We start from the raw sequence: 24,654 nt of genomic DNA on the forward strand, positions 1-24,654 counted from the left end.
AAAACCGCCGATACCCCGGAAGGCCGCTAACAAATCGAGAATAACCCCGATACCCGATACCCCAAAAGTAATGCGAATATCCAATCACAACCTTATATCATATCAAACAAGCCGTACTAGGAATGAATCCCTAATACGGCTTCTATTACAGTACTCCATTTTTAACCAGTACAGCCTTGATTTTTGTATAATCATATGTTTCTGGTAATGCTTCTTTTAATGGCTTGAGCTTGGGTTCCTCGATTTCTTCTCTTGCTTTAAGAATCGATTTTTCTTCTTCATCATTAAAGAAGATCTCCCAGGCAATGGAATGACCATCTTTAAAGGCTTTAAAAATGTGGTTTTCAATTGTTTGGTTAGACATCCCACGTATAGCAGCAATGTCTTTTAGAGGTTTACCGGATTGAAACATTTGAAGCGTAACCATGTGACTTGGGCGCCCGTCATCTGACTTATCCCGCTTGGGCTTTGGCTTCTGTGGTCCAGAGTCTGAAATACGAATTCGTTGTTTAACGTCAGGATGCGCCTCTCGCCATTTCCTGATAACCTCTAAAAACTCCTCACCAAATTGTTCATATTTTTTCTCGCCGACTCCTTTGATTTCAAGCATATCTTCCTTCGTGACAGGGAAATATCGGCTGAGTTCTTTTAGTGTCGCATCCGAGAATAAGACATATGGTGGTACTTCCATTTCGTCAGCAAGTTCCTTACGTAATGCACGAAGGTCGGAAAACAGGTCTTCGTAGTAATCTGCTTTCCCACTTGTCGGAATAGAAATGGTAAACATTTCAACGGGGCGTTTTCCTTTTAGTACATCAACAGAATTTTGATTGAGCTTTAAAACGGGATATTTTCCTTCTTCCGTCGCTAAGAGCTTTTCTGCTATTAGAAAATTGATGTGTTCGGTTAACTCTTTTTCCGTATAGGCTGACATGATCCCATAGGTTGTTAGCTTATCTAGGCCGAACTGTTTTATTTTCTTATCTCTTGACCCTTTCAAAACCTTAGCTGTCATACTAACACCAAAACGTTCTCCCATTCTTTTTACACAGGAAAGAATTTTTTGGGCTTCTTCGGTAATATCCGTTTTTTCCTTCCTCTCGACACAATTGCTACAGCGGCCGCATGTCATTTCAGGTTGCTTATCATCAAAGTAATCCAAAATATAGGACTGCAGACAGCTATGTGTATGACAATAATTCATCATTTCTTGTAATTTGCGGTACTCATTTTGTTTAGAGGCCTCATCCATAATGGATTGCTCAATTAAAAACTTCTGTAGTTGTATGTCCTGTGGAGAGAACAATAAAATACAATCACTAGGCTCTCCATCACGACCAGCCCTACCTGCTTCTTGATAGTAGGATTCAATATTCATGGGCATCGCATAATGGATCACATAGCGAACATTGGACTTGTCAATTCCCATTCCAAATGCATTGGTAGCAATCATCACAGAGGTTTCATCATGTATGAAAGAGCTTTGTGCTTGCTTCCGTTCTTCTTCTGTCATTCCAGCATGATACTTTCTAACAGAGACCCCTCTTCTGGAAAGCTGATCATGAAGGGAATCTGCCTGTTTACGAGTTGCGGTGTAAATAATACCTGATTCATTCGGATGTTCATTTAAAAAGGAACGAATATAGCTTGTCCTATCCTTCCCTTTTACAACGTGAAATGCTAAGTTTTCCCTTGCAAAACCTGTATTAACGACATGATTAATATGTAGCAATTGCTTGATATCGTTGATGACTTCCTCTGTCGCTGTAGCCGTTAGGGCAACGATAACAGGGATATTGGTGAATTGCTTTAGATTAGAGACAATGGACCGATAGCTTGGTCTAAAATCATGGCCCCATTGTGAAATACAGTGTGCCTCATCAAATGCAACAAGTGAAATTTGGATCTTTTTCACTGTTTGAACAAAAAAACCGGATTCAAATCGTTCAGGTGCAACGTAAACAAATTTATATCGTCCTAGTGAAATATCTTGTAATCGTTGTTGCTGTTCGGAGGTAGTAAGGGAACTATTGATATAGGTAGACGGAATACCGTAAGAATTTAATGCATCAACCTGATCTTTCATAAGAGAAATAAGAGGGGAAATAATAATGGCTGTTCCATCCATAGATAGCCCGGGGATTTGATAACATAACGATTTCCCTCCACCTGTTGGCATAACAGCAAGTGTATTATTTAATTGGACAATTTGTTCGATGGTCTCCTTTTGGCCAGGCCGAAAAGCTTCATAGCCAAAGTAAGTTTGTAAAATTTTTTCCTCATTTGCAATCATTCGTACAATCCCCCTGCGCATAATTTAGATGAAAATGATTTATTTTTATTTTAAAGTGAATCTTCAATCAGTGGGGGTTCTTTCATCCCCACCTAAAATGATTCATGTTTCCTCCATTTTTGAGGTGGGGTATTACTTCCCCTTAACCTGCGATAAATATAGAAAATGATGTTGATTATAACTCCATTATAAACCACGTTCCATTATCCTAACATACCTATTTCTAATCTGTCTGATGTATGGGATGGTTTTGTATAGTCCTGTGTGGAATGTAAATATTAGTAAAAAGCTAGGATATTTCCAATTGGTACACATTTTGTTTCATTAAAACATGGCGTTTATCATTTACAACTAACGTGAATGTCTATAGAATGTCCTTATAAAACTTTTACTTAAGGGAGGGAGTAGATGGTTCCTTCATTATTATTTGAGATTGCACTTATTGGTGTGTTAGGAATAGGTTCACAATGGGTGGCGTGGCGATACCGTTTGCCAGCCATTGTTGTGATGTCTATTACTGGTTTATTAGTAGGTCCAGTCTTTGGGATTATTAATCCCGAAGAGGACTTTGGTGATTTATTTGGTCCAATTATATCTGCTGCTGTTGCAATTATTCTATTCGAAGGCAGTTTAAATTTAAGCTTTAAAGAACTGAAGGGGATAGGTAAGCCTGTTTTTCGAATATCTACATTAGGTGCGTTTATTGCTTGGATTTTAGGATCTTTAACAGCCCATTATATTGCAGGCCTGTCCTGGGCGGTTGCATTTACAATTGGTGGTTTATTTATCGTTACAGGTCCCACTGTTATTATGCCACTTCTTCGTCAGGCAAAATTAAATCCGAGACCAGCTAGAATCCTAAAATGGGAAGGGATCATCGTTGACCCGATTGGCGCCTTGCTTGCTGTTTTCGCCTTTGAAATCATTGTAGTCATAACTGCTGAAAATCCCAATGGAATGCAACTAGTGATGTTCTTTGCCGCATCTATTTTTGCGGTGATTTTAGGTTGGGCACTAGGAAAGGGATTAGGCTGGATGTTTGAGACTGGTCATATCCCGGAGTTTCTAAAATCACCAGCAGTTGTTGTCGTTGTTCTTTTCTGTTTTATGGCTGCTGACCTTGTGATGCATGAGACAGGATTATTATCCGTTACAGCAATGGGTATTACATTAGCAAACATGGGTATTAGCTCCATTTCGGATATGAGGCATTTTAAGGAAAATGTTTCGGTACTATTAATTTCTACCATATTTATTATGTTAACAGCATCTTTAGAGGTAGAGGTACTTCTTCAAATCTTTAGTCCAAATATTATTGGATATGTTCTATTCATGATGTTCATTGTAAGACCTTTATCCGTATTCTTATCTCAAATTGGCACAGCATTATCCCTGAATGAAAAACTATTACTTGGCTGGATTGCGCCAAGGGGGATTGTCGCATTAACCGTTTCTGGTTACTTTGCTTCTGTATTGCTGGATGCTGGTTATGAGGATGCTAATATCTTAACGACGTTAACATTTGCACTAGTATTTTCAACCGTTATGGCACATGGATTTTCTATTGGTTGGTTAGCGAAAAAACTAAATCTATCACAAGAAGGAAATCCAGGTGTATTGTTAGTAGGCAGTAATCCATTTACGGTAAGACTTGCAGATTCTTTGAAAAAGGCGAATATTCCTGTGATTATTGTCGATTCGTCTTTTAGTGATTTGAGCTTAGCTCGTAAAGCAGGTATTCCTTCATATCATGGAGATATGCTTTCCGAGCAGACGGAGCATAAGTTAGATACCATTCCATATGACTTTATACTTGCTGCTACGGATGACAATGCATATAATTCATTGATTTGTACGACCTTTCTTCCAGAGTATGGAAGGACGAATGTCTTTAAGATTAGTCCATATAAACAACTTGATAATGGGTATTCGAGTGGTACCGTTCCGAAAGTTGGTGGACGTATTCTATTCGATCAAAAGTTTCCATTAGATAATTTGATTGAAAAAATAGAAGAAGGTTATGTGTTCCGTAAAACAACGTTAACCGAACAATTTGGTTTGAAGCAGTATTTAGATGATAAGGACGATGCCACTATATTTTTATACCTGGTAAAACCAAATGGTGTTCTAAAATTCTTCTCAGAAGAAATGCGGACTGTACCAACCACAGGAGATGTGATTGTAAGCTTGACACCACCACTGAAAGAAAAGGAAAAAATAAAAGCGAAATTGGACAGTGTTCGTACAAATTCTAGTTTAAGGGGATAGACAAAAAGAGTGAAGCCTTGTGTGTTACAAGGCTCCACTCTCTTTTTCTATCTATTCATCGATCTCATCCAACTGGCGGTTGACATCAGCAATCTCCTTTTCCAATCGTTCTAATTGTTGTTGAGCAGATGAGACTCTTCCCTCCACATATTCTAATTTATCAAGGTCACTTTGGATTCGAACATAGTCCGATTTTAATTCGGCTAATTTTGCTTCTAGTTCTTTTTTTGTCATGTTTGTTCCCCCTTTTTGGAATGTTGGCCTTCCTTAAATGAAACTTTCATAAATAAAAACAAGCACTTTTATACATCTAGTCTAGCCTAAAACCCCTTTATAAAACAAGAATATCCGTTATAATGGATGGCATAGAACCGGATAAAAGATAGAGAAATGGTTCACTATGGATAAACCAATAACAATCTTTAAATGGGGGATTACAATTGAGAATTGCGTTTTCCACTTCAATTACCGATTATATCGAAAAAGTGGGGACTTTATTAATGCGAAAAGAAGCTGCCAATAGTTTGATACTTGGATTAATCGATTATTTTAAAACAACTATTACAAAGGATGTTCACTTTGGTTATATAGAGAATGATGGAGAAGTGGTGTATGCTTTTATGCAAACTCCTCCAAACAATTGGATATTAGCTGATGTGGATGATATAGATGAAAGAATGATTGCTAATATGGCTCACTTTCTTTATAAAAAAGCCATCAAGGTTCCTGGCGTTTTGGGGCCGGAACTTTATGTTGAGGCCTTTATCAAGGAATGGAAGAAACATAAAAAAGTGAAAGCGAAATTACATATGCATCAATTAATCTATCAACTAGAGGAGATAAAAGTAAGACCGGATTCTAGTGGGGACTTGCACCCGACCGTTAAGTCAGACCACGCTCTCATTAAAAGCTGGTTAATTCAGTTTGGGAAAGAAGCAAATGAGGAAATTACAGAGATTAAGGCTAGTCAAATGGCGACAAAATATATTGAAAACCAGTCCATTTATTTGTGGAAAGTGAATGGGGAACCGGTGTCCATGGTAAATCAGTCACGCCAAACAAAAAATGGCGCCACTATTAACTCGGTGTTCACCCCAAATCAATACAAGGGAAATGGTTATGCGACTAGTGCTGTGGCAACCTTTAGTAAAAAGCTACTAGATGAAGGGTATAAATTCTGTAGTTTATATACAGACCGTGATAACCCAATCTCCAATCATGTTTACGAGAAAATCGGATACGAAGTGATTGGATCATCCGTTGTCTATGAGTTTTTGTAAAAACTAGTTGGATAGTATAGCACGAACGCGCATTTCTAGATAGGAGCGGGCATATTTCGAGTGTACCATGCCTATCCTCCAATACCATAAAAAAACGCCCAAGTGTTAACTGTGGGCGTTTTGCTATGGACATTAAATGAGCGCATCATCTTTATTTTCCTTTGAAGCTACATAGGTTTGATAGAAATGTAAAATGATTGTTCGAACGACGGCATATACTGGAACGGCAAAAAGGATGCCCAAGAATCCGGCTATACTTCCTGCTGCGATGATGACGGTCATAACGGTTAATGGGTGAACATTTAAGGCCTGTCCCATGACATTTGGCGAAATTAAATTACTTTCAATTTGTTGAGCAATAATCATGATAATGGCGACCCAAATGAAGTTAATTGGATCTTGTAATGTCCCTACAAGCAGTGCAGGAGTAACAGCGATAAATGGCCCAAGGTATGGAATGACATTGGTCATCATACCGAATAGAGCAAGGATAAGCGCGAAGTCTAAATCGATGATTAAGTATCCAATATATAGGAGAACTCCCACGCAAAAACTGACAAGTAACTGTCCCTGAATGAAGGCAGATAAAACAGTGTCAATTTTCCCTAATAAACTGCGAATATTATCTGCTTTTTTCTCTGTGAAAATTTGCAGGATAAACGGCACTAGTTTTTCTCCGTCTTTTAGCATAAAGAACAGGAAGAAAGGTGTAATCACTAAACCGGCAACAATACTAATGACTTGTCCGATAAACCCACCCAAAAACCCGAAAAGATAGTCCAATATGTTTTGGACATGATTAGGGATATCTCCTACAAAGTCTTCGATAGCACTAAGGATCTGGTCTGGAATACTTGTATAATTGGCTTGCCAGAAAAATACGAAATCTTCAACAGCAGCAATCATGCCAGGGATCCCATACATTAAATTGGTTATCTGTCTTTGAATAATTGGCCAGATAAACATGATAAATAGGGATATTAGTAAAATAATGACAAGGAATACAAGAATAATAGACAGGATTCGACCAATCTTTAACCTACGCTCGAAAAAATGCATGAGTGGTCTTGTAAGATAGTAAAGTACCCCGGCTGCTATTAATGGAAAAGCAATCGCTCCTATATATTGAAGGATAGGAACAAATATAAATTTTGTGTAATTTAATAACAAGATTAATAGAAATAAAAGTATAAGAAATGATAAAACTTGAAACCAACGCTTCTGTACCATCCATTTCACCACTTTCCAAATTCAACATCTATCCTTATTTTACCTATTATATTAAATAATAGGAAGTTTAGAATACTATAATACTAATAGCTTTGCCAAGATTTCTAGTATCCATAACTAAATAGAAGCGAAAAAGCAAAGATTGGAAAACGCTATCTTCCATAGAATATAGGAACAAAGTATGTTAAAATTTGAACAATGAATGATAATGGAGGACAATTTTATGATTTCTTGGGACCAAGTTTATAATAAATGGAATACGTATCAACATCTTGATCAGTCATTAAAGCTAGAATTGGATCTTTTGCGTGGAGATGATTCTGCATTAGAAGATGCTTTTTATAAAGATTTAACATTTGGAACGGGTGGTATGCGTGGGGTGTTAGGACCAGGTACCAATCGGATGAATATATATACGGTACGAAAAGTGGTCAATGGCTTGGCATCTTACCTTTTTAAGGAAAAGGTAAATGTGAAAGACCGTGGGGTTGTTATTGCTTATGACTCCAGATATATGTCAAAGGAATTTGCAATCGAAGCGGCCAAGGTTTTAGGATACTACGGAATAAAGGTGCATGTATTTTCTTCTATTCGACCAACTCCACTTTTATCCTTTGCTGTTAGATATTTAGGGACAACGGCTGGAATTATGATTACTGCAAGTCATAATCCTCCAGAATATAATGGTCTTAAAGTTTATAATGAAGATGGTGGCCAAATAACTCTACAAGAGGCGGATGAAATTATCGCATCCATTCAGCAAACAAAAAATGAACTTGAAGTGCCATTTATAAAAAGGGAAGAAGCAGAGAAAAAGGGAGTTTTAAATTGGATTGGAAATGAGATTGACCATGCTTACTTGGAGAGACTCCGTTTAATATCAAGAATGGACTCAAAAACAGAACAGCGAAATAAAGATGTAGAAATTGTATTTACTCCATTGCATGGAACGGCCCATGACTTGGTTCCAAAGGGATTAAAGCAGCTTCATTTTTCTAATTTACATGTTGTAGAAGAGCAAGCGAAAGCTGATCCTGAATTTCGTACCGTGTCTTCACCAAATCCGGAGGAACATCAGGCATTTACGATGGCAATAGACCTTGGTAAACAGGTGGATGCGGATATTTTATTAGCAACAGATCCAGATGCAGATAGGTTGGGTGTTGCTGTCAAAACAGGGGATGGGAACTACCAAGTATTGACAGGGAATCAATTGGGATCTTTGCTGTTAGATTATATTTTACGACATAGTGACTTAAATATTTATCAAAATCCAAGAATGGTAAAGACTGTTGTTACAACGGAATTAGGAAAAGCAATCGCAAATGCATATGGTGTGGAGACCATGAATACATTGACAGGATTTAAGTATATTGGGGAGAAAATCAATAGATTTGATTCGACAGGGGAAACGTTCCTATTTGGCTTTGAGGAAAGCTATGGTTATTTAGTTAGTGGTTTTGTTCGAGATAAGGATGCCATTCAAGCGTCTGTGATGACGGTAGAAATGGCATATTATTGGAAAGAGCAAGGTAAAACGTTATTAGATGCCTTAAAGGAATTATATGAAACATATGGATACTATTTAGAAGGATTGTCCTCCCTTACCGTAAAAGGAAAAGAAGGTATTACTGAAATAGAAAAAATCATGGATGGATTTCGTCAGTTCTCCAATCGTGAATTGGCTGGCTGGAAAATAGAAAAAATCGAGAATTATTTAACCGGTGTGTGTACGTTTACGAATGAAGAACGAAAGGAAACGATTCCGCTACCTAAGGAAAATATGATGAAATTTTACTTGGAAGATCAGGCATGGATTTGTATCAGGCCATCCGGAACGGAAGCAAAGATTAAATATTATTATGGTGTATGTGGGAAGAGTCATGCCGATAGTTCAAGCAAGTTAACTGAATTAAAAGAAGCAGTAGAAGAAATGGTGGATGAAATCAGAGCTGTAAGGGTATAGGCATTCTTTAGTTGGAAGCTCATGTAAGGGAATTACAACATCGAACCACCTGGCATGGCCAAGCGCGGCGGTCGGTATGTCCCCAAATGGGCGCTGTATCTTTTGCGAATAAGGATGTTAAAATTGACATATCTTCTAATAACATGTTTAATAAAAGAATAAACGATTCCTTAAAGGGGAGTAGCTGTACAATTTAAGTCGTCATTACGAGATACCTATCTCCGGCTTAAGTTGGCAACGAACGGTTGTTAGCGAGACCTTTACCACAAACAGGTAGAGGTCTATTTTTTATGGTCTTTGCCTGTTGGTGAGACCATTTTTTTGTTGAAGGAGAGAGAACATGGGAGCAGAATTAATTATTGAGTATTTATGGGTACTAGTCGTATTAATTGCTTTAGAAGGGCTGCTTGCGGCTGATAATGCGCTAGTACTAGCAATTATGGTAAGGCATCTTCCGGAAAAACAACGGAAGAGGGCGTTATTCTATGGTCTGGCTGGTGCATTCGTTCTTCGCTTTGGATCGCTATTCGTTATTTCATTCTTAGTTGATGTTTGGCAAGTTCAAGCGCTTGGAGCTCTGTATTTATTATTTATTTCATTTAAAAATCTTTACGATCGGTTTAAGAAGAAGGAACCTGATCAAGAGGAAGTGGAAGAGAAAGTCGAGAATGAAGAGGTTCATGAAGCTTCACCGAAGGAATTTTGGTTGACGGTGGTTAAAGTGGAATTTGCTGACCTTGCATTTGCCGTTGATTCCATTTTAGCAGCTGTTGCCTTAGCGGTAGCACTTCCACCAAGTGGTTTAGGTACGATTGGAAGTCTAGATGCAGGACAGTTTGCTGTTATTTTCGCAGGTGGAATGATCGGTCTAATCATTATGCGATTTGCCGCGAACATTTTCGTTGGACTTCTTCACGATCGTCCAGGACTAGAAATAGCCGCATTCGTTATCGTGGGTTGGGTTGGTGTAAAATTAGCTGTCATGGTATTAGCCCATGATGCCATTGGTCTCATCCCACATGATTTCCCACACTCAACCCTATGGAAAGTTATATTCTACGGTATCCTAGTTGCTATCGCATTAATAGGTTGGTTCGGCTCAAGCCCTAAAAAAGAAAAGGAAAGTGAAAAGGAGCGAGTTGAAGCATAGGTAAATGTAGGAGAGTCCTTCATTATTAAGGGTGCAAAAAGATTCGTTGCTCTACCTGAGAAAAGATTGTATTTTTTAAAGGCTTTTACCGCACTCTATAGGTAAAAGCCTTATTTTTTTGAAGGGAGAACAATGATGGAAGGTATATGGTTAGAATACGCATGGACATTATTAGTATTGATTGGATTAGAGGGGTTATTATCGGCCGACAATGCTCTTGTATTAGCAGTTATAGCAAAACACTTGCCAGAGGACCAAAAGAATAAAGCAATCAATTATGGTATTTTAATGGCCTTTATCTTTAGATTTGGGGCTCTTTTTGCTATTTCATTTATCGCAAATGTATGGCAGGTTCAAGCAATTGGTGCGGCATATCTGATATATTTAGGGGTAAAGCATCTTATAGGTGGAAACAAAGAGTCTGATGAAAAGGAAAAAGCAGAGGAGGAATCGGCTGGAAAAGGTTTTTGGGCAACGGTTGCCAAAATTGGTCTAGCAGATATTGCCTTTGCAGTAGATTCCATTCTTGCGGCGGTTGCCCTTGCAATCGTTTTACCAGAAACTGGCCTACCAAATTTTGGTGGAATGGATGGAGGGCAATTTGCGATTGTCGTCCTAGCTGGAATAGCAGGTTTAATTCTCATTAAATTTGCTGCGGGATGGTTTGTGACACTTCTGGATAAACGACCAGGCCTAGAAAAAACAGCTTATGCGATTGTAGCTTGGGTAGGGGTGAAACTAGCTGTTATTACACTTAGCCATGAAGCGGTGGGGATATTGCCTGAAACCTTCCCACATAGCACCATGTGGACGATAGTATTCTGGGGAATCCTTTTAGCCATAGCTATTATTGGTTGGTTTACCTCAGCCCCTAAAGAGGAAAAGAAGAAGCTTAGAGGACAAGAATAAAAGGTCATATGGGGATCGTTCTTTTGCTCCATCATAGGTGCACAAGAGAACCGTCCCTACCAACCAAAAGGGGGTGCTCGAATGTCAATTAGGTTAAAGCGAATTTATGAGAAGGTTGATCCAGACGATGGTGTTCGTGTTTTAGTGGATCGGATTTGGCCGCGAGGGATATCAAAGGAAAAGGCGAAGTTAGATGTTTGGATGAAAGAAGTTGCTCCAACATCTGAATTAAGAAAGGAATTCAATCATGACCCCCAGAAATTTCCTGAGTTTAAAAAGAGGTACATAGAAGAATTAAGTAATGGGGTGCAAAAGGAAAGTTTACAAAAGCTAATCGATATGATTTCACATAACGAAACCGTAACATTGCTCTATGGCGCTAAAGATACCAAACATAACCAAGCAGTCCTATTAAAGGAAATAATAGAGGACGAACTTGTTTAATTGCTGTTGGAGATACAGGTTCATTCTGGCTTCATACATAAAGAGTCTCCTTTCATACCCCAGTAAGACATTTCAATATAGTATGGATGGTGATGATTCTAGGAGTCGTTCTTGGTGAAGTAGGGGGCTTCTCATGCTACAATTTAATTAAAATGGTGTCTAGGGATGATTATACTGCTACACAAATTGGAAGGGAGAGAATCATCCCAAAAGTGCTGAAATGGAGGTAAACATATGGCAGAGCATAAATTTTATCTAAAAGCAGATTGGCCAGGTGGAAGAAATAATGAAGGATTTATTGATGCGGGCAATTTAAAAACAAAAATTTCTATCCCGGAAGAAATGGATGGGCCAGGTATTGGGACGAATCCAGATGAAATGTTATTGGGGGCAGCGGCAACTTGTTACGTTATTACGCTAGGAGCAATGATCGAACGAGCGAATTTGCCGCTGGATCAAATGGCACTAGAGTCGGAAGGGATTGTCGATGTGACCAATGGTGTATTTACATATAAAAAAATCATCCATCGTCCTAGCGTAACCTTAAAAGAGGAGGCAACGGAAAAAGATTATAGAAAACTAAAGATCCTCGTTGAAAAGGCAGAAAAAGGTTGTATGATATCTCGAGCCATCCAAGGGAACGTGGAGATTGAATTGGAACCAAGCCTTTCCTAAAACGAATACGGTTTATACTGTATTCGTTTTTTTAATTCGTTGTTTAAGGTTGGAACCAATGAGGGAAAGCCGATAAACGAGTGGGAGAGCTGATAAACGAGTGGGAGGGCTGATAAACCAAGAGGAGCGCCGATAAATCAAGGGGAAAGCCGATAAACGAGTGGGAGAGCTGATAAACCAAGAGGAGCGCCGATAAAATATGAGGAAAGCCGAAAAACGAGTAGGAGAGCTGATAAACCAAGAGGAGCGCCGATAAAATATGAGGAAAGCCGATAAACGAGTGGGAGAGCCGATAAACCAAGAGGACCGCCGATAAAATATGAGGAAAGCCGATAAACGAGTGAGAGAGCCGATAAACCGAGAGGAGCGCCGATGAATCAAGGGGAAAGCCGATAAACGAGTGGGTGAGCCGATAAACCGAGAGGAGCGCCGATAAAATATGGGGAAAGCCGATAAACGAGTGGGAGAGCTGATAAACCATGGGTAGCGCCGATAAAATATGAGGAAAGCCGATAAACGAGTGGGAGAGCTGATAAACCATGGGCAGCGCCGATAAAATATGAGGAAAGCCGATAAACGAGTGGGAGAGCTGATAAACCAAGAGGAGCGCCGATAACCCGACAAGCACACTGATAATCCAAGGTTTAAGCCAATCCTGACTACGTATTTCCACTTGTTTTTCATTCTAAGAAGGTGTAAAATTAATCCATATTAATCACATAGGAATTATACATATTTAAGGAGGTTAGTTTGAGTATGGAAGTCTTATTTGTTACGTCGAATATTGTTGTTTTATTAGCAATTATTGGTTTATTAATTTATATGCAAAAGAAACATGTTTCCTTTTCCAAGCGTGTATTTACTGGTATGGGATTAGGAATTGTACTAGGATTTCTATTACAAACCGTTTATGGAACTGGGTCTGATGTCATCGCAGCAACAACGGATTGGTATAACATTGTTGGTAGAGGATATGTTAACCTGCTTATGGTAATTGTTGTACCACTTGTTATGGTATCGATTATCCGTGCGATTATTAATTTGGAGAAAACGAAAGAACTTGGAAAAATGGCTGGGTGGATTATTGGTTCACTTGTTATAACAGCCATGATTGCGGCAGTAGTAGGTATTGGCTCTGCATTATTATTCGATTTGAATGCAGAACAGATTGAAGTAGGGCAAGCAGAAAATGAACGTGCCGCTTCTATAGAAGAACGTTATGCGGCAATGGAAGAGCAGACCACTCCACAACGTATTCTAAATTTTATTCCGAGTAACATCTTCTTGGATATGACAGGGGATCGTTCCACATCAACGATTGCCGTTGTGTTATTCTCGATTATTGTAGGTATTGCGGCACTTGGGGTAAAGAGAAAAAATCCAGAACAAGGGGATTTATTTATTAAAATAGTAAATGCCTTATATGCTGTTGTCATGAGGATTGTGACCTTAATTCTTCGCCTAACTCCATTTGGTGTGTTAGCACTACTGACGAATATGGTCGCAACGACAGATTTTGCCGGAATCATCGAATTAGGTAAATTTGTAATCGCATCTTATGTGGCACTCATAGTTATGTTTTTCATTCACTTAATAATTGTCGGTGTATTTGGTCTTAATCCAATGACATTTTTGAAAAAAGTTTTTCCTGTATTAGGGTTTGCTTTCTCTTCTCGTTCAAGTGCAGGTACGATACCATTAAATATTCAAGCTCAAAAGGATGCTTTAGGTGTTGATGAAGGGGTCGCGAATATGTCAGCAACATTCGGTGCTACAATGGGGCAAAATGGTTGTGCGGGAATCTATCCTGCGATGCTGGCTATTATGATTGCACCCACTGTTGGAATTGACCCACTTTCACCAGACTTTCTTGTACAACTCATCCTTATTATTGGGATTAGCTCATTCGGTGTAGCGGGTGTTGGTGGTGGAGCAACCTTTGCTGCTATCATTGTCCTATCTTCCATGGGGTTACCAGTCGGATTAGCGGGGTTGTTGATTTCTGTTGAAGCATTAATCGACATGGGGAGAACGGCATTGAATGTAAATGGATCCATGGTTTCAGGAACCATCACATCACGTATATTACGAAATTTAAACATGAAAAAATTTAATGATAAAGATGCTGTAACGGATAAAATCGCCATCTAAGTTATAAGAAGGACGGTTCTTCTGCTCCACACGATCGTGGAATAGGAGAACCGTCCTTCTTTGTTTCGCGCTTTTGTTCATAATCAAAGCTTATGAAGGAACACTAAAAAAGGAGGTGATAAGAGTGCCGAAAAAAAAGGTTAATCCACTAACACACGGTTTGGGTTCGTCGCAAGTGGAAGGACAAGGAACGACAAATAGGGAAACGGGAAGAAAAAAGATGGATTCTTCGCGAAAAAAACAAAAGCGCTCTTAACGAAAAGGACGGTTCATTTGCTCCATACCAATATGGAGCAAGCGAACCGTCTCTATTTAGGCACTTGCTTTTTCCGATTGTTTCGCTTCTCTTTTTTCTTCTAAGGCATTTACTACAACGGAAGCAGAGGCGTCACCGGTAACATTAATGGATGTTCGCATCATATCAAGGATTCGGTCAATACCGGCAATAATGGCAATACCTTCTACTGGAAGTCCGACAGAAGTTACGACCATCGTAAGCATAATTAATCCAGCTCCAGGAACACCTGCAGTACCAATGGATGCAAGAGTCGCTATTAATACAATGGTTATTTGTTTTGCAATCGAAAGGTCATACCCGAAAAATTGTGCGATGAATATAACACATATTCCTTGATATAATGCAGTTCCGTCCATGTTGATGGTTGCTCCCAAAGGAAGTACGAAACTGCTTACCTTCCTAGAAACACCAAGGTTTTCTTCGGTGCTTTTAATAGTAACTGGTAATGTTCCAGAGCTACTAGTTGTACTAAAAGCCACTAAGCTTGCAGGGGCAACACCTTTAAAAAATTTCAGAGGATTTACGTTTGCAAAGAACTTAACTGAGAATGAATAGGTCAATACAGCATGAAGAATACATCCTGCGAAAACGAGTAATATCACTTTCAGAAGTGGTAGAAGTACAGAAACGCCATATTCTCCGACAATTGGCGCAATGAGACCGAATACCCCAATAGGAGCAAGTTTTATAACAATAGCAGTAATCTTATACATCATTTCAGCTAGCCCATCAAAAAAATTATAAACGGTTTTTGCTCTGTCTCCTATCATCGTAATGGCTAGACCAAGGAAAATAGCAAAAAAGATGATTTGTAGCANGCGCCGATAAAATATGGGGAAAGCCGATAAACGAGTGGGAGAGCTGATAAACCATGGGTAGCGCCGATAAAATATGAGGAAAGCCGATAAACGAGTGGGAGAGCTGATAAACCATGGGCAGCGCCGATAAAATATGAGGAAAGCCGATAAACGAGTGGGAGAGCTGATAAACCAAGAGGAGCGCCGATAACCCGACAAGCACACTGATAATCCAAGGTTTAAGCCAATCCTGACTACGTATTTCCACTTGTTTTTCATTCTAAGAAGGTGTAAAATTAATCCATATTAATCACATAGGAATTATACATATTTAAGGAGGTTAGTTTGAGTATGGAAGTCTTATTTGTTACGTCGAATATTGTTGTTTTATTAGCAATTATTGGTTTATTAATTTATATGCAAAAGAAACATGTTTCCTTTTCCAAGCGTGTATTTACTGGTATGGGATTAGGAATTGTACTAGGATTTCTATTACAAACCGTTTATGGAACTGGGTCTGATGTCATCGCAGCAACAACGGATTGGTATAACATTGTTGGTAGAGGATATGTTAACCTGCTTATGGTAATTGTTGTACCACTTGTTATGGTATCGATTATCCGTGCGATTATTAATTTGGAGAAAACGAAAGAACTTGGAAAAATGGCTGGGTGGATTATTGGTTCACTTGTTATAACAGCCATGATTGCGGCAGTAGTAGGTATTGGCTCTGCATTATTATTCGATTTGAATGCAGAACAGATTGAAGTAGGGCAAGCAGAAAATGAACGTGCCGCTTCTATAGAAGAACGTTATGCGGCAATGGAAGAGCAGACCACTCCACAACGTATTCTAAATTTTATTCCGAGTAACATCTTCTTGGATATGACAGGGGATCGTTCCACATCAACGATTGCCGTTGTGTTATTCTCGATTATTGTAGGTATTGCGGCACTTGGGGTAAAGAGAAAAAATCCAGAACAAGGGGATTTATTTATTAAAATAGTAAATGCCTTATATGCTGTTGTCATGAGGATTGTGACCTTAATTCTTCGCCTAACTCCATTTGGTGTGTTAGCACTACTGACGAATATGGTCGCAACGACAGATTTTGCCGGAATCATCGAATTAGGTAAATTTGTAATCGCATCTTATGTGGCACTCATAGTTATGTTTTTCATTCACTTAATAATTGTCGGTGTATTTGGTCTTAATCCAATGACATTTTTGAAAAAAGTTTTTCCTGTATTAGGGTTTGCTTTCTCTTCTCGTTCAAGTGCAGGTACGATACCATTAAATATTCAAGCTCAAAAGGATGCTTTAGGTGTTGATGAAGGGGTCGCGAATATGTCAGCAACATTCGGTGCTACAATGGGGCAAAATGGTTGTGCGGGAATCTATCCTGCGATGCTGGCTATTATGATTGCACCCACTGTTGGAATTGACCCACTTTCACCAGACTTTCTTGTACAACTCATCCTTATTATTGGGATTAGCTCATTCGGTGTAGCGGGTGTTGGTGGTGGAGCAACCTTTGCTGCTATCATTGTCCTATCTTCCATGGGGTTACCAGTCGGATTAGCGGGGTTGTTGATTTCTGTTGAAGCATTAATCGACATGGGGAGAACGGCATTGAATGTAAATGGATCCATGGTTTCAGGAACCATCACATCACGTATATTACGAAATTTAAACATGAAAAAATTTAATGATAAAGATGCTGTAACGGATAAAATCGCCATCTAAGTTATAAGAAGGACGGTTCTTCTGCTCCACACGATCGTGGAATAGGAGAACCGTCCTTCTTTGTTTCGCGCTTTTGTTCATAATCAAAGCTTATGAAGGAACACTAAAAAAGGAGGTGATAAGAGTGCCGAAAAAAAAGGTTAATCCACTAACACACGGTTTGGGTTCGTCGCAAGTGGAAGGACAAGGAACGACAAATAGGGAAACGGGAAGAAAAAAGATGGATTCTTCGCGAAAAAAACAAAAGCGCTCTTAACGAAAAGGACGGTTCATTTGCTCCATACCAATATGGAGCAAGCGAACCGTCTCTATTTAGGCACTTGCTTTTTCCGATTGTTTCGCTTCTCTTTTTTCTTCTAAGGCATTTACTACAACGGAAGCAGAGGCGTCACCGGTAACATTAATGGATGTTCGCATCATATCAAGGATTCGGTCAATACCGGCAATAATGGCAATACCTTCTACTGGAAGTCCGACAGAAGTTACGACCATCGTAAGCATAATTAATCCAGCTCCAGGAACACCTGCAGTACCAATGGATGCAAGAGTCGCTATTAATACAATGGTTATTTGTTTTGCAATCGAAAGGTCATACCCGAAAAATTGTGCGATGAATATAACACATATTCCTTGATATAATGCAGTTCCGTCCATGTTGATGGTTGCTCCCAAAGGAAGTACGAAACTGCTTACCTTCCTAGAAACACCAAGGTTTTCTTCGGTGCTTTTAATAGTAACTGGTAATGTTCCAGAGCTACTAGTTGTACTAAAAGCCACTAAGCTTGCAGGGGCAACACCTTTAAAAAATTTCAGAGGATTTACGTTTGCAAAGAACTTAACTGAGAATGAATAGGTCAATACAGCATGAAGAATACATCCTGCGAAAACGAGTAATATCACTTTCAGAAGTGGTAGAAGTACAGAAACGCCATATTCTCCGACAATTGGCGCAATGAGACCGAATACCCCAATAGGAGCAAGTTTTATAACAATAGCAGTAATCTTATACATCATTTCAGCTAGCCCATCAAAAAAATTATAAACGGTTTTTGCTCTGTCTCCTATCATCGTAATGGCTAGACCAAGGAAAATAGCAAAAAAGATGATTTGTAGCATATTTCCCTCAACAAGTGATGCGATAGGATTAGTAGGAACAATGTTTAACAGTGTGTCAACTACACTAGGGGCTTCCGCTGTTTCAACTTCACCTGTTGGCTGTGTGATTGTAAGCCCTTCTCCTGGCTTGAATATATTTGCAAGAATTAATCCAATGGATATTGCGATGGCTGTTGTTAACAGATAGTAAAAAAATGTCACTCCACCCATACGTCCGATTTTTTTAATATCCCCTGTACCCGCAACACCCACAACGAGGGAAGCAAGAACCAAAGGAACGATGATAAACTGAATCATGCGCAAGAATAAATCACCAAGCGGTTTAACGATTTCGATGCTTGGTCCAACAATAGCACCAACAATAATGGCAATGATAAATGCAATTAAAATCTGTGTAAGCAAACTAATTTTCTTCATAGAAACCTCCCTTAATTCGAAAAATAATAAGTTAAATAAAAGAAATGATTAGTAATATTCAGTTAAATAAGAGCAAAAAAAAGTGTATAAACGTTTACGTCATTGTTACAACATGACGATCCTCCTTTTACTTGTAATCGTTTTCAAACGGACGCTTATTTCCTTTATACATAAATTCATAAAAATAGTCAATAGTAAATGTTTTACATATATAGCTAAAATATTTAATTTTATAAAATCTTATTGAAAAAATATAAAAATTTATATACTATAAAGATATACAAATCTCGAGGAAGGGTTTTTCAATGGACATGATACTTGAACAGTATATTCCGGTAGCGGAGGTGATTGCTAAAACATTTGGTCCTGATTGTGAGGTAGTTTTGCACGATTTAACCGTTCCACAAAATTCCGTTGTATATACGGTTCATAACCATGTAACTGGAAGGAAAGTAGGCCAAAGCTTTAATCATTTAATTACGGAAGTATTGTTATCACAAAATTTTACAAATGATTTCTCTGTAAACTATTATTTTCAGACGGAGGATGGTAGATTAATAAAATCCTCTACATTGTTAATTAGAGATCAGAAGAAAAAGGTAACAGGGGCACTCTGTATAAATGTCGATACAACGAGAATTACGGAACATATGAACTGGTTAAGTAGCTTGATTCCAGATAACCCAAATTATCATCCAGAATCCGTTAATAAAAAGGATAAATGGAATAACATGGAGCATATACAGGAGATTGCCAATGATTTAATTGATCAAATTATTGGGGAAAAACCTGTAGAAAAACTAAGGCGAGATGAAAAGGTTGAGATGATTCGGTTTATGCAACAAAAGGGGATTTTCTTAATACGAGGTACGATTGATAGAGTAGCTGAAAAAATGAATATTTCAAAGGTGACGGTATATAGTTATATGGATGAAGTCAAAGGAAAAAAATAAAGGGTGGTATCTCTTTTTTTACCTTGACTATATAATTTTTTATATGAATTGTAGATTAAATTCTATATTAGGGGGTATTGGTATGAAATTCATTACGATAAATGGCGCAAAACCCAATCCGGGTCACTATTCTGCCGCGACACAAAAGGGTAATTTCCTTTTTATTTCGGGGCAGCTTCCAGTCGACCCTTTTACAGGTGAGGGAGCTAGTGGTGGTATTACGGCAGAAACAAATCAAGTACTTTCCAATGTAGATCATATTTTAGGAGCTGCAGGTGCAAAAAGAGAGGATATCATGAAGGTTACGATTTTTATCTCAGATATTTCCCTTTGGGATACGGTGAATTCGTTATACAAACAGTATTTTGGAGACCATAAACCAGCGCGTGCTGTGGTTCCTACGAATCAATTACATTATGGATATTCCATCGAGCTTGAGGCGATTGCTTATCTGGATGAAAAGGAAGATGAATAATGAATTTTACCTGTATGTCTTGTAAGTCTAGATATCCATTAGAAAGTAATAAGTGGAAGTGTGAATGTGGAGGGCTACTTGGTCTTGAATATGAAAAAGACGTACCTGATTTGTCAAAAACCTCCCTGTTACGAGATCATTCCATCTGGAAATATATCGATGCACTACCATTTGTTAAGGATGATATCTGGCAGGAAATTACTTTAGGTGAGGGCGATACCCCACTCATCAAAATAGCGGAGAATGTGTATGCAAAAGCCGAATATTATATGCCCACACTATCGTTTAAAGACCGAGGTGCTGTACTTCTTATTGCTATGGCAAAAAAACTTGGTATGGATCGGGTGGTTGCTGATAGTAGCGGAAACGCTGGTACAGCGATTGCGGCTTATGGAGCAAGAGCTGGAATCCAATGTGATATTTTCGTTCCTGCTTCTACCTCAAGTAAAAAGATAAAACAGATTGAAGCACACGGCGCGGTTATTCATAAGATTCCCGGGACGAGAGAAGATACAGCAAAAGCAGCAATCGCTATGGTGGAAAAAACAAATGCATTTTATGCAAGCCATATTTATAATCCTGTTTTTTGGGAAGGTACAAAGACATATGTTTATGAAGTTTTCGAACAAATGGATGGGAAAATGCCTGATGCCTTCATCATCCCGGTCGGAAATGGAACATTGTTAATGGGAGCGTATCTTGCTTTTAAGGAGTTAATGGCAAGTGGTCAAATTGCGGAAATGCCCAAAATTCTTGCTGTACAGGCAGAGGCATGTGCACCAATCGTTCAAGCATTCGTTCAAGGTAGAAATACAGTGGAGCCTATGGAAAACGATGGGACAGTGGCAGAAGGCATTGCCATTGCGGCACCGGCAAGAGGGACAGAAATCTTACAAGCTATACGTGCATCAGACGGTGATGTTATCGGCGTAACAGAAGATAGGATTATCGAGGCGAGAAAAGAACTAGCCTTAAAAGGGATGTATGTTGAGATTACATCTGCTGTTAATTACGCCGGTTATGTACAATACGTAGAGAAATACCCAGAACTAAAAGAACAGCAAGTCGTATTACCGTTATGTGGAGCTGGTATTAAGAGTGATTAGTTTTTCGGGGAATCAAGTATATATTTATTTAAATGGATAAGGAGGGCTCATCATGAAATGGAAAGACCTAGATACACCAAGCTTATTAATTGATAGAGAAATTATGATGGATAATATTCGTAATATGCAATCCTATGCTGATAAATATCATGTTCATCTTCGTCCACATACGAAAACACATAAGATGCCTGCACTAGCCAAATTACAAGTAGACGCAGGGGCAAAGGGGATTACGGTAGCAAAAGTTGGCGAAGCAGAAGTAATGGCGGAAAATGGATTCGATGATATTTTCATAGCGAATGAGATAGTAGGGGAAGTCAAACTAAATCGTATCAAAAAGCTTGCGGAAACCATTGATATTTCCTTTGGTGTCGATAGTATCGAACAATGCGAAATAATTGAAAATGTATTTCGTAATAGTCAAAAACCGGCGAACGTCCTTATTGAAATTGAGGTGGGCGAAAATCGTTCCGGTGTTATCGAAGAAAGGGATTTTATTCATTTGGTAGATTATATTAAAAACTGTGATCATGTGACATTAAAAGGTGTTTTCTCCCATGATGGTCATACATATAAAGCAAAGGATCTGGAAGAGTGCCGCCACCTTTACAATGAAGCACAAAAACGTACACTACATTTTGCGCAACTTGCAGAAGAACGGGGCTCTAAGCTTGAAACAGTGAGCATCGGCTCTACACCGCCATTGCTACATGACTTTGGGGTGATGGAGGGAGTTACTGAACTTCGCGTTGGAACCTATATCCTTATGGATGTATCCCAAGGTAATGCACTTGGTTCTTATTCTAGATGTGCTGCTAGTGTCCTAACCACCGTGATTAGCAAACCAACGAATGAGCGTGTTATTACGGATGTCGGTGCAAAAGGACTTACGATGCAGTCGAGAAGTGAAGGGATTTGTGCCACAAAAGGAATAGGCTATATCAAAAATTCCGATGGTGTTCATATTGACCAACTCTTTGATGAACACGCCATTATATATAATGAAGCATTTAGAAATCAAGTGGCTATTGGTGAAAAGGTGCAAATTATCCCAAACCATATATGTCCAGTAAGTAATCTATATGATTATGCCTATCTTATTTCCGGAGATGAAGTAATAGAAGCCATCCCAATCTTAGCTAGAGGGAAGATGCAATAGGATTCAATAGGAGGGACGGTTCTTTTGATCCATACATAAAATGGAGCAAGAGAACCGTTTTTATTGATGGTGCCAAAAGAACTGTTCCTATTTAATCAGTGCTATCACGCGATCAAGTTGCTGATTTTCTTGTGCTTCAAAATAGTTATGGAATGGGTTACCTATTTCCTGAATGCGAGATAAGGCATTTTCAATGGTGAATTGCTCTGGTCTTAGCTGGTCATTCACCTCTTTCCATAGAAGCGGCATGGCGACGGTACCTTCCTTTGTTTTTCGAGGAGAAAAGGGAGCAATGATTGTTTTATCCTTCCCATGTTGCACATAGTCAATATATAGCCGGCCATTTCGCTTTTTCTTCATTCGTTCGGTTGTAAATAAATCTGGATAGGTATTTTCCACTGTATAAGCAATGGCTTGCGTGAAGATAGCTGTTTCATCATAGGTTAAGCTAGCTTCAGGAATCGGGATATGAATTTGTATTCCTTTATTCCCAGAGGTTTTAACGAATGAAATAAGCTTTAAATCATCTAAAATAGCTTTAATTAAGTTTGCAGCCTGAATGGCCAATGAAAACTTCTCCCGAGATGGTGGATCCAAATCAAAGACAATTTCCATAGGCTGGTCATTATCTATCTTCTGAAAAGGGACATGATATTCCATGCCACCGTGATTTGCAAACCATACTAGTGAATGTAAGTTGTTGCAGATGATTATTTTTTCATTGCCAACGTTTTTACTGTCTATAAATGCTGGAGCATAATCGGGTAAATGTTTTTGGTAAAAAAATTCTCCTTCCACTCCATCCGGACAGCGGATTAATGTCAGGGCACGCTCTCTTAAAAATGGGAGCATGTATGGTGCGATTTCTCTCATATAGCTCAGTAAATCTCCTTTCGTGAGACTTTTATCGGGCCAGTAAAATTTTTCGGTGTTAGAAATATCGATTGTTTGTGGTATCATTGCCAAATCCAACTTTAATTTTTCCACGGTACATTCTTCGGCAGAAGCCTGTGGTAATAAACGAACAAACTCGGGCTCGCGCAACTCTCCTTTATTTAAGTCAAGGGTATGAACGGATGCGCAGATTGCTGGTGGAAGGTGATAGCCGTTGGTTTCCTTTTCCCCGTTCTGGATAAACAGCTGTTTTAGTGTTTCAGCAGATTCATCATCTAACCCATGCTTGCATTTTCCAATCTCAAGAATCTCCTTATCCTGAAAGACATGAAACGAATAATAGCCATTTTGCTGGTCGTAATGGGTGAGAAACCCTTCAATCGTCCGCCAATTTTTGATCTTAAACCAGTCTCTGTGCCCCTTACCAGCTATGTATTTACTCGTTTTCCGTTTAGCAATTATTCCTTCTCCTTTATGTTCTGTAAGCATTTGCCAGAGTTCTTTCTCGTCCTCATACGAATCGACCATTTTTACATAGGGATTGCTGGGAAGTACTTTAAAAAAATCGTGTAAGGCTTGCTTCCTTCTCTTCCAACTTTCTTCCATAAGTAATATCCCATTTGACTGTGTGATATCAAAGGCAAGAAAGGTAGCAGGTCTTTTGGTAGAAGCCTTTTTGATGGAATCGATATTTTTGAATCGGCCACGTTTCTGAATCCATGAGAAATTAGCTTGGAATTCCGTATTCAAAACAACCAACTCCCCATCTAGTCGGACGGGTAGAATTTTCGTCATTTCATTTTGAATCCCTTTGCAATGCGCAATAATTTCCGGGAAATTTTTGGTTAAATCTTTGTTATTTTTACTTGTTAACGTAATGGTACCATCCTTATCCCATGTCAACATACAGCGAAATCCATCATATTTCACCTCATAAACCCACTCATCCCCAACGGGTATATCCGCACTTGCAATCGGCTTCATGATATCCATTTTGTCATCCCTCCGTTCCGTTACGACTTCTAGCTATCGAAACTGCCTCAGCCTTCTCAGAAGAAACACATTTTCTGCTAAGGTTTGCTTTCCTCGTAGAACAAGGAAGGTTCGTAACTGTACGCAAAAAAGAATCTTTTCCTTTTCAAAAATTGACTGCAATTCCGCCATTTACTAATGCAAATAAACGACACAGTGTTAGATAGCACAATATCTGCGTAGTATATTTCCGTAGCGGTATTTAGGGTCAAATTTTTTAGTCCCATGTAATTAAAAAATATAAGAAAAAGAACCCTACCTTTAAAATGCCTTATCGGAGTGAATTTTAAACAGA

Annotated in this window: 21 protein-coding genes and 1 pseudogene; 15 read left to right on the plus strand and 7 right to left on the minus strand. The window is 38.8% G+C overall.

All coding sequences use genetic code 11. The features are described from left to right. Nucleotides 1-145 precede the first annotated feature (145 nt). The gene (gene recQ, locus CAO17_RS18175; protein ID WP_085993971.1) at nucleotides 146-2,293 is read right to left on the minus strand and encodes a DNA helicase RecQ; all 2,148 of its coding nucleotides are present in this window, start codon (nucleotides 2,291-2,293) and stop codon (nucleotides 146-148) included. Between the two features lie 408 nt (nucleotides 2,294-2,701). On the opposite strand from recQ, the gene CAO17_RS18180 reads away from it, so the two are divergent. Then, on the plus strand, nucleotides 2,702-4,561 hold the full coding sequence (locus CAO17_RS18180; protein ID WP_085993972.1) for a cation:proton antiporter: 1,860 nt from the start codon (nucleotides 2,702-2,704) through the stop codon (nucleotides 4,559-4,561). A 51-nt stretch (nucleotides 4,562-4,612) separates the two neighbouring features. On the opposite strand, the gene CAO17_RS18185 is transcribed toward CAO17_RS18180, so the two are convergent. Continuing rightward, nucleotides 4,613-4,795: an SE1832 family protein gene (locus CAO17_RS18185; RefSeq protein ID WP_085993973.1), complete on the minus strand. Its 183-nt coding sequence runs from the start codon at nucleotides 4,793-4,795 to the stop codon at nucleotides 4,613-4,615. A gap of 206 nt (nucleotides 4,796-5,001) precedes the next feature. Between CAO17_RS18185 and CAO17_RS18190 the strand changes: the two genes are divergently transcribed. Beyond that, nucleotides 5,002-5,841: a GNAT family N-acetyltransferase gene (locus CAO17_RS18190; RefSeq protein WP_085993974.1), complete on the plus strand. Its 840-nt coding sequence runs from the start codon at nucleotides 5,002-5,004 to the stop codon at nucleotides 5,839-5,841. Between the two features lie 132 nt (nucleotides 5,842-5,973). On the opposite strand, the gene CAO17_RS18195 is transcribed toward CAO17_RS18190, so the two are convergent. Then, entirely contained in the window at nucleotides 5,974-7,071 is a 1,098-nt protein-coding gene (locus tag CAO17_RS18195) for an AI-2E family transporter (RefSeq protein WP_085993975.1), read from the minus strand. Nucleotides 7,072-7,294: 223 nt separating this feature from the next. Between CAO17_RS18195 and CAO17_RS18200 the strand changes: the two genes are divergently transcribed. From CAO17_RS18200 to CAO17_RS18220, 5 genes are all read left to right on the plus strand, one after another. Further along, on the plus strand, nucleotides 7,295-9,037 hold the full coding sequence (locus CAO17_RS18200; RefSeq protein WP_085993976.1) for a phospho-sugar mutase: 1,743 nt from the start codon (nucleotides 7,295-7,297) through the stop codon (nucleotides 9,035-9,037). Nucleotides 9,038-9,377: 340 nt separating this feature from the next. After that, nucleotides 9,378-10,187: a TerC family protein gene (locus CAO17_RS18205; RefSeq protein ID WP_085993977.1), complete on the plus strand. Its 810-nt coding sequence runs from the start codon at nucleotides 9,378-9,380 to the stop codon at nucleotides 10,185-10,187. A gap of 135 nt (nucleotides 10,188-10,322) precedes the next feature. After that, nucleotides 10,323-11,096 carry a TerC family protein gene (locus CAO17_RS18210; protein WP_085993978.1) on the plus strand — a complete coding sequence of 258 codons (774 nt, stop codon included), beginning with the start codon at nucleotides 10,323-10,325 and terminating at the stop codon, nucleotides 11,094-11,096. An 81-nt stretch (nucleotides 11,097-11,177) separates the two neighbouring features. Beyond that, nucleotides 11,178-11,540 carry a DUF488 domain-containing protein gene (locus CAO17_RS18215; RefSeq protein ID WP_085993979.1) on the plus strand — a complete coding sequence of 121 codons (363 nt, stop codon included), beginning with the start codon at nucleotides 11,178-11,180 and terminating at the stop codon, nucleotides 11,538-11,540. 234 nt (nucleotides 11,541-11,774) lie between these two features. Further along, nucleotides 11,775-12,215 carry an OsmC family protein gene (locus CAO17_RS18220; RefSeq protein ID WP_085993980.1) on the plus strand — a complete coding sequence of 147 codons (441 nt, stop codon included), beginning with the start codon at nucleotides 11,775-11,777 and terminating at the stop codon, nucleotides 12,213-12,215. A 43-nt stretch (nucleotides 12,216-12,258) separates the two neighbouring features. On the opposite strand, the gene CAO17_RS20820 is transcribed toward CAO17_RS18220, so the two are convergent. After that, complete coding sequence (locus CAO17_RS20820; RefSeq protein WP_143833779.1) at nucleotides 12,259-12,888, minus strand: Clp protease N-terminal domain-containing protein; 630 nt, start codon at nucleotides 12,886-12,888, stop codon at nucleotides 12,259-12,261. A gap of 83 nt (nucleotides 12,889-12,971) precedes the next feature. Between CAO17_RS20820 and CAO17_RS18225 the strand changes: the two genes are divergently transcribed. Both CAO17_RS18225 and CAO17_RS18230 read left to right on the plus strand, forming a co-directional pair. After that, nucleotides 12,972-14,366 (plus strand): L-cystine transporter, encoded by a 1,395-nt coding sequence (locus tag CAO17_RS18225; RefSeq protein WP_085993981.1) that lies wholly within the window; start codon nucleotides 12,972-12,974, stop codon nucleotides 14,364-14,366. A 124-nt stretch (nucleotides 14,367-14,490) separates the two neighbouring features. After that, a complete protein-coding gene (locus CAO17_RS18230; RefSeq protein WP_085993982.1) occupies nucleotides 14,491-14,622 on the plus strand; it encodes a YuzL family protein in 132 nt (43 codons plus the stop codon). Nucleotides 14,623-14,678: 56 nt separating this feature from the next. Here CAO17_RS18230 and CAO17_RS18235 read toward each other — a convergent pair. After that, nucleotides 14,679-15,479, minus strand: a pseudogene (locus CAO17_RS18235) (dicarboxylate/amino acid:cation symporter); the annotation flags it as partial. A gap of 333 nt (nucleotides 15,480-15,812) precedes the next feature. On the opposite strand from CAO17_RS18235, the gene CAO17_RS18240 reads away from it, so the two are divergent. Both CAO17_RS18240 and CAO17_RS18245 read left to right on the plus strand, forming a co-directional pair. Continuing rightward, on the plus strand, nucleotides 15,813-17,207 hold the full coding sequence (locus CAO17_RS18240; RefSeq protein WP_085993981.1) for an L-cystine transporter: 1,395 nt from the start codon (nucleotides 15,813-15,815) through the stop codon (nucleotides 17,205-17,207). A 124-nt stretch (nucleotides 17,208-17,331) separates the two neighbouring features. Beyond that, the gene (locus tag CAO17_RS18245; protein WP_085993982.1) at nucleotides 17,332-17,463 is read left to right on the plus strand and encodes a YuzL family protein; all 132 of its coding nucleotides are present in this window, start codon (nucleotides 17,332-17,334) and stop codon (nucleotides 17,461-17,463) included. Nucleotides 17,464-17,519: 56 nt separating this feature from the next. Here CAO17_RS18245 and CAO17_RS18250 read toward each other — a convergent pair whose 3' ends face one another. Then, nucleotides 17,520-18,740 (minus strand): dicarboxylate/amino acid:cation symporter, encoded by a 1,221-nt coding sequence (locus tag CAO17_RS18250; protein WP_085993984.1) that lies wholly within the window; start codon nucleotides 18,738-18,740, stop codon nucleotides 17,520-17,522. Nucleotides 18,741-19,045: 305 nt separating this feature from the next. Here CAO17_RS18250 and CAO17_RS18255 point away from each other — a divergent pair, with 305 nt between their 5' ends. The 4 genes from CAO17_RS18255 (at nucleotide 19,046) to CAO17_RS18270 (ending at nucleotide 22,433) form a co-directional block, all read left to right on the plus strand. Next, complete coding sequence (locus CAO17_RS18255; RefSeq protein ID WP_085993985.1) at nucleotides 19,046-19,693, plus strand: helix-turn-helix transcriptional regulator; 648 nt, start codon at nucleotides 19,046-19,048, stop codon at nucleotides 19,691-19,693. A gap of 82 nt (nucleotides 19,694-19,775) precedes the next feature. Beyond that, the gene (locus CAO17_RS18260; RefSeq protein ID WP_085993986.1) at nucleotides 19,776-20,168 is read left to right on the plus strand and encodes a RidA family protein; all 393 of its coding nucleotides are present in this window, start codon (nucleotides 19,776-19,778) and stop codon (nucleotides 20,166-20,168) included. A gap of 14 nt (nucleotides 20,169-20,182) precedes the next feature. Beyond that, complete coding sequence (locus CAO17_RS18265) at nucleotides 20,183-21,274, plus strand: threonine synthase (protein WP_245831870.1); 1,092 nt, start codon at nucleotides 20,183-20,185, stop codon at nucleotides 21,272-21,274. A 52-nt stretch (nucleotides 21,275-21,326) separates the two neighbouring features. Next, nucleotides 21,327-22,433, plus strand: coding sequence for a D-TA family PLP-dependent enzyme (locus CAO17_RS18270; protein WP_085993988.1), 1,107 nt, complete (start codon nucleotides 21,327-21,329; stop codon nucleotides 22,431-22,433). A gap of 87 nt (nucleotides 22,434-22,520) precedes the next feature. Here CAO17_RS18270 and CAO17_RS18275 read toward each other — a convergent pair whose 3' ends face one another. Further along, nucleotides 22,521-24,320, minus strand: coding sequence for a DNA ligase D (locus CAO17_RS18275; RefSeq protein WP_085993989.1), 1,800 nt, complete (start codon nucleotides 24,318-24,320; stop codon nucleotides 22,521-22,523). Nucleotides 24,321-24,654 lie beyond the last annotated feature (334 nt).

The sequence above is a fragment of the Oceanobacillus senegalensis genome (genome assembly GCF_900176885.1).
Taxonomy (GTDB): Bacteria; Bacillota; Bacilli; order Bacillales; family Amphibacillaceae; genus Oceanobacillus; species Oceanobacillus senegalensis.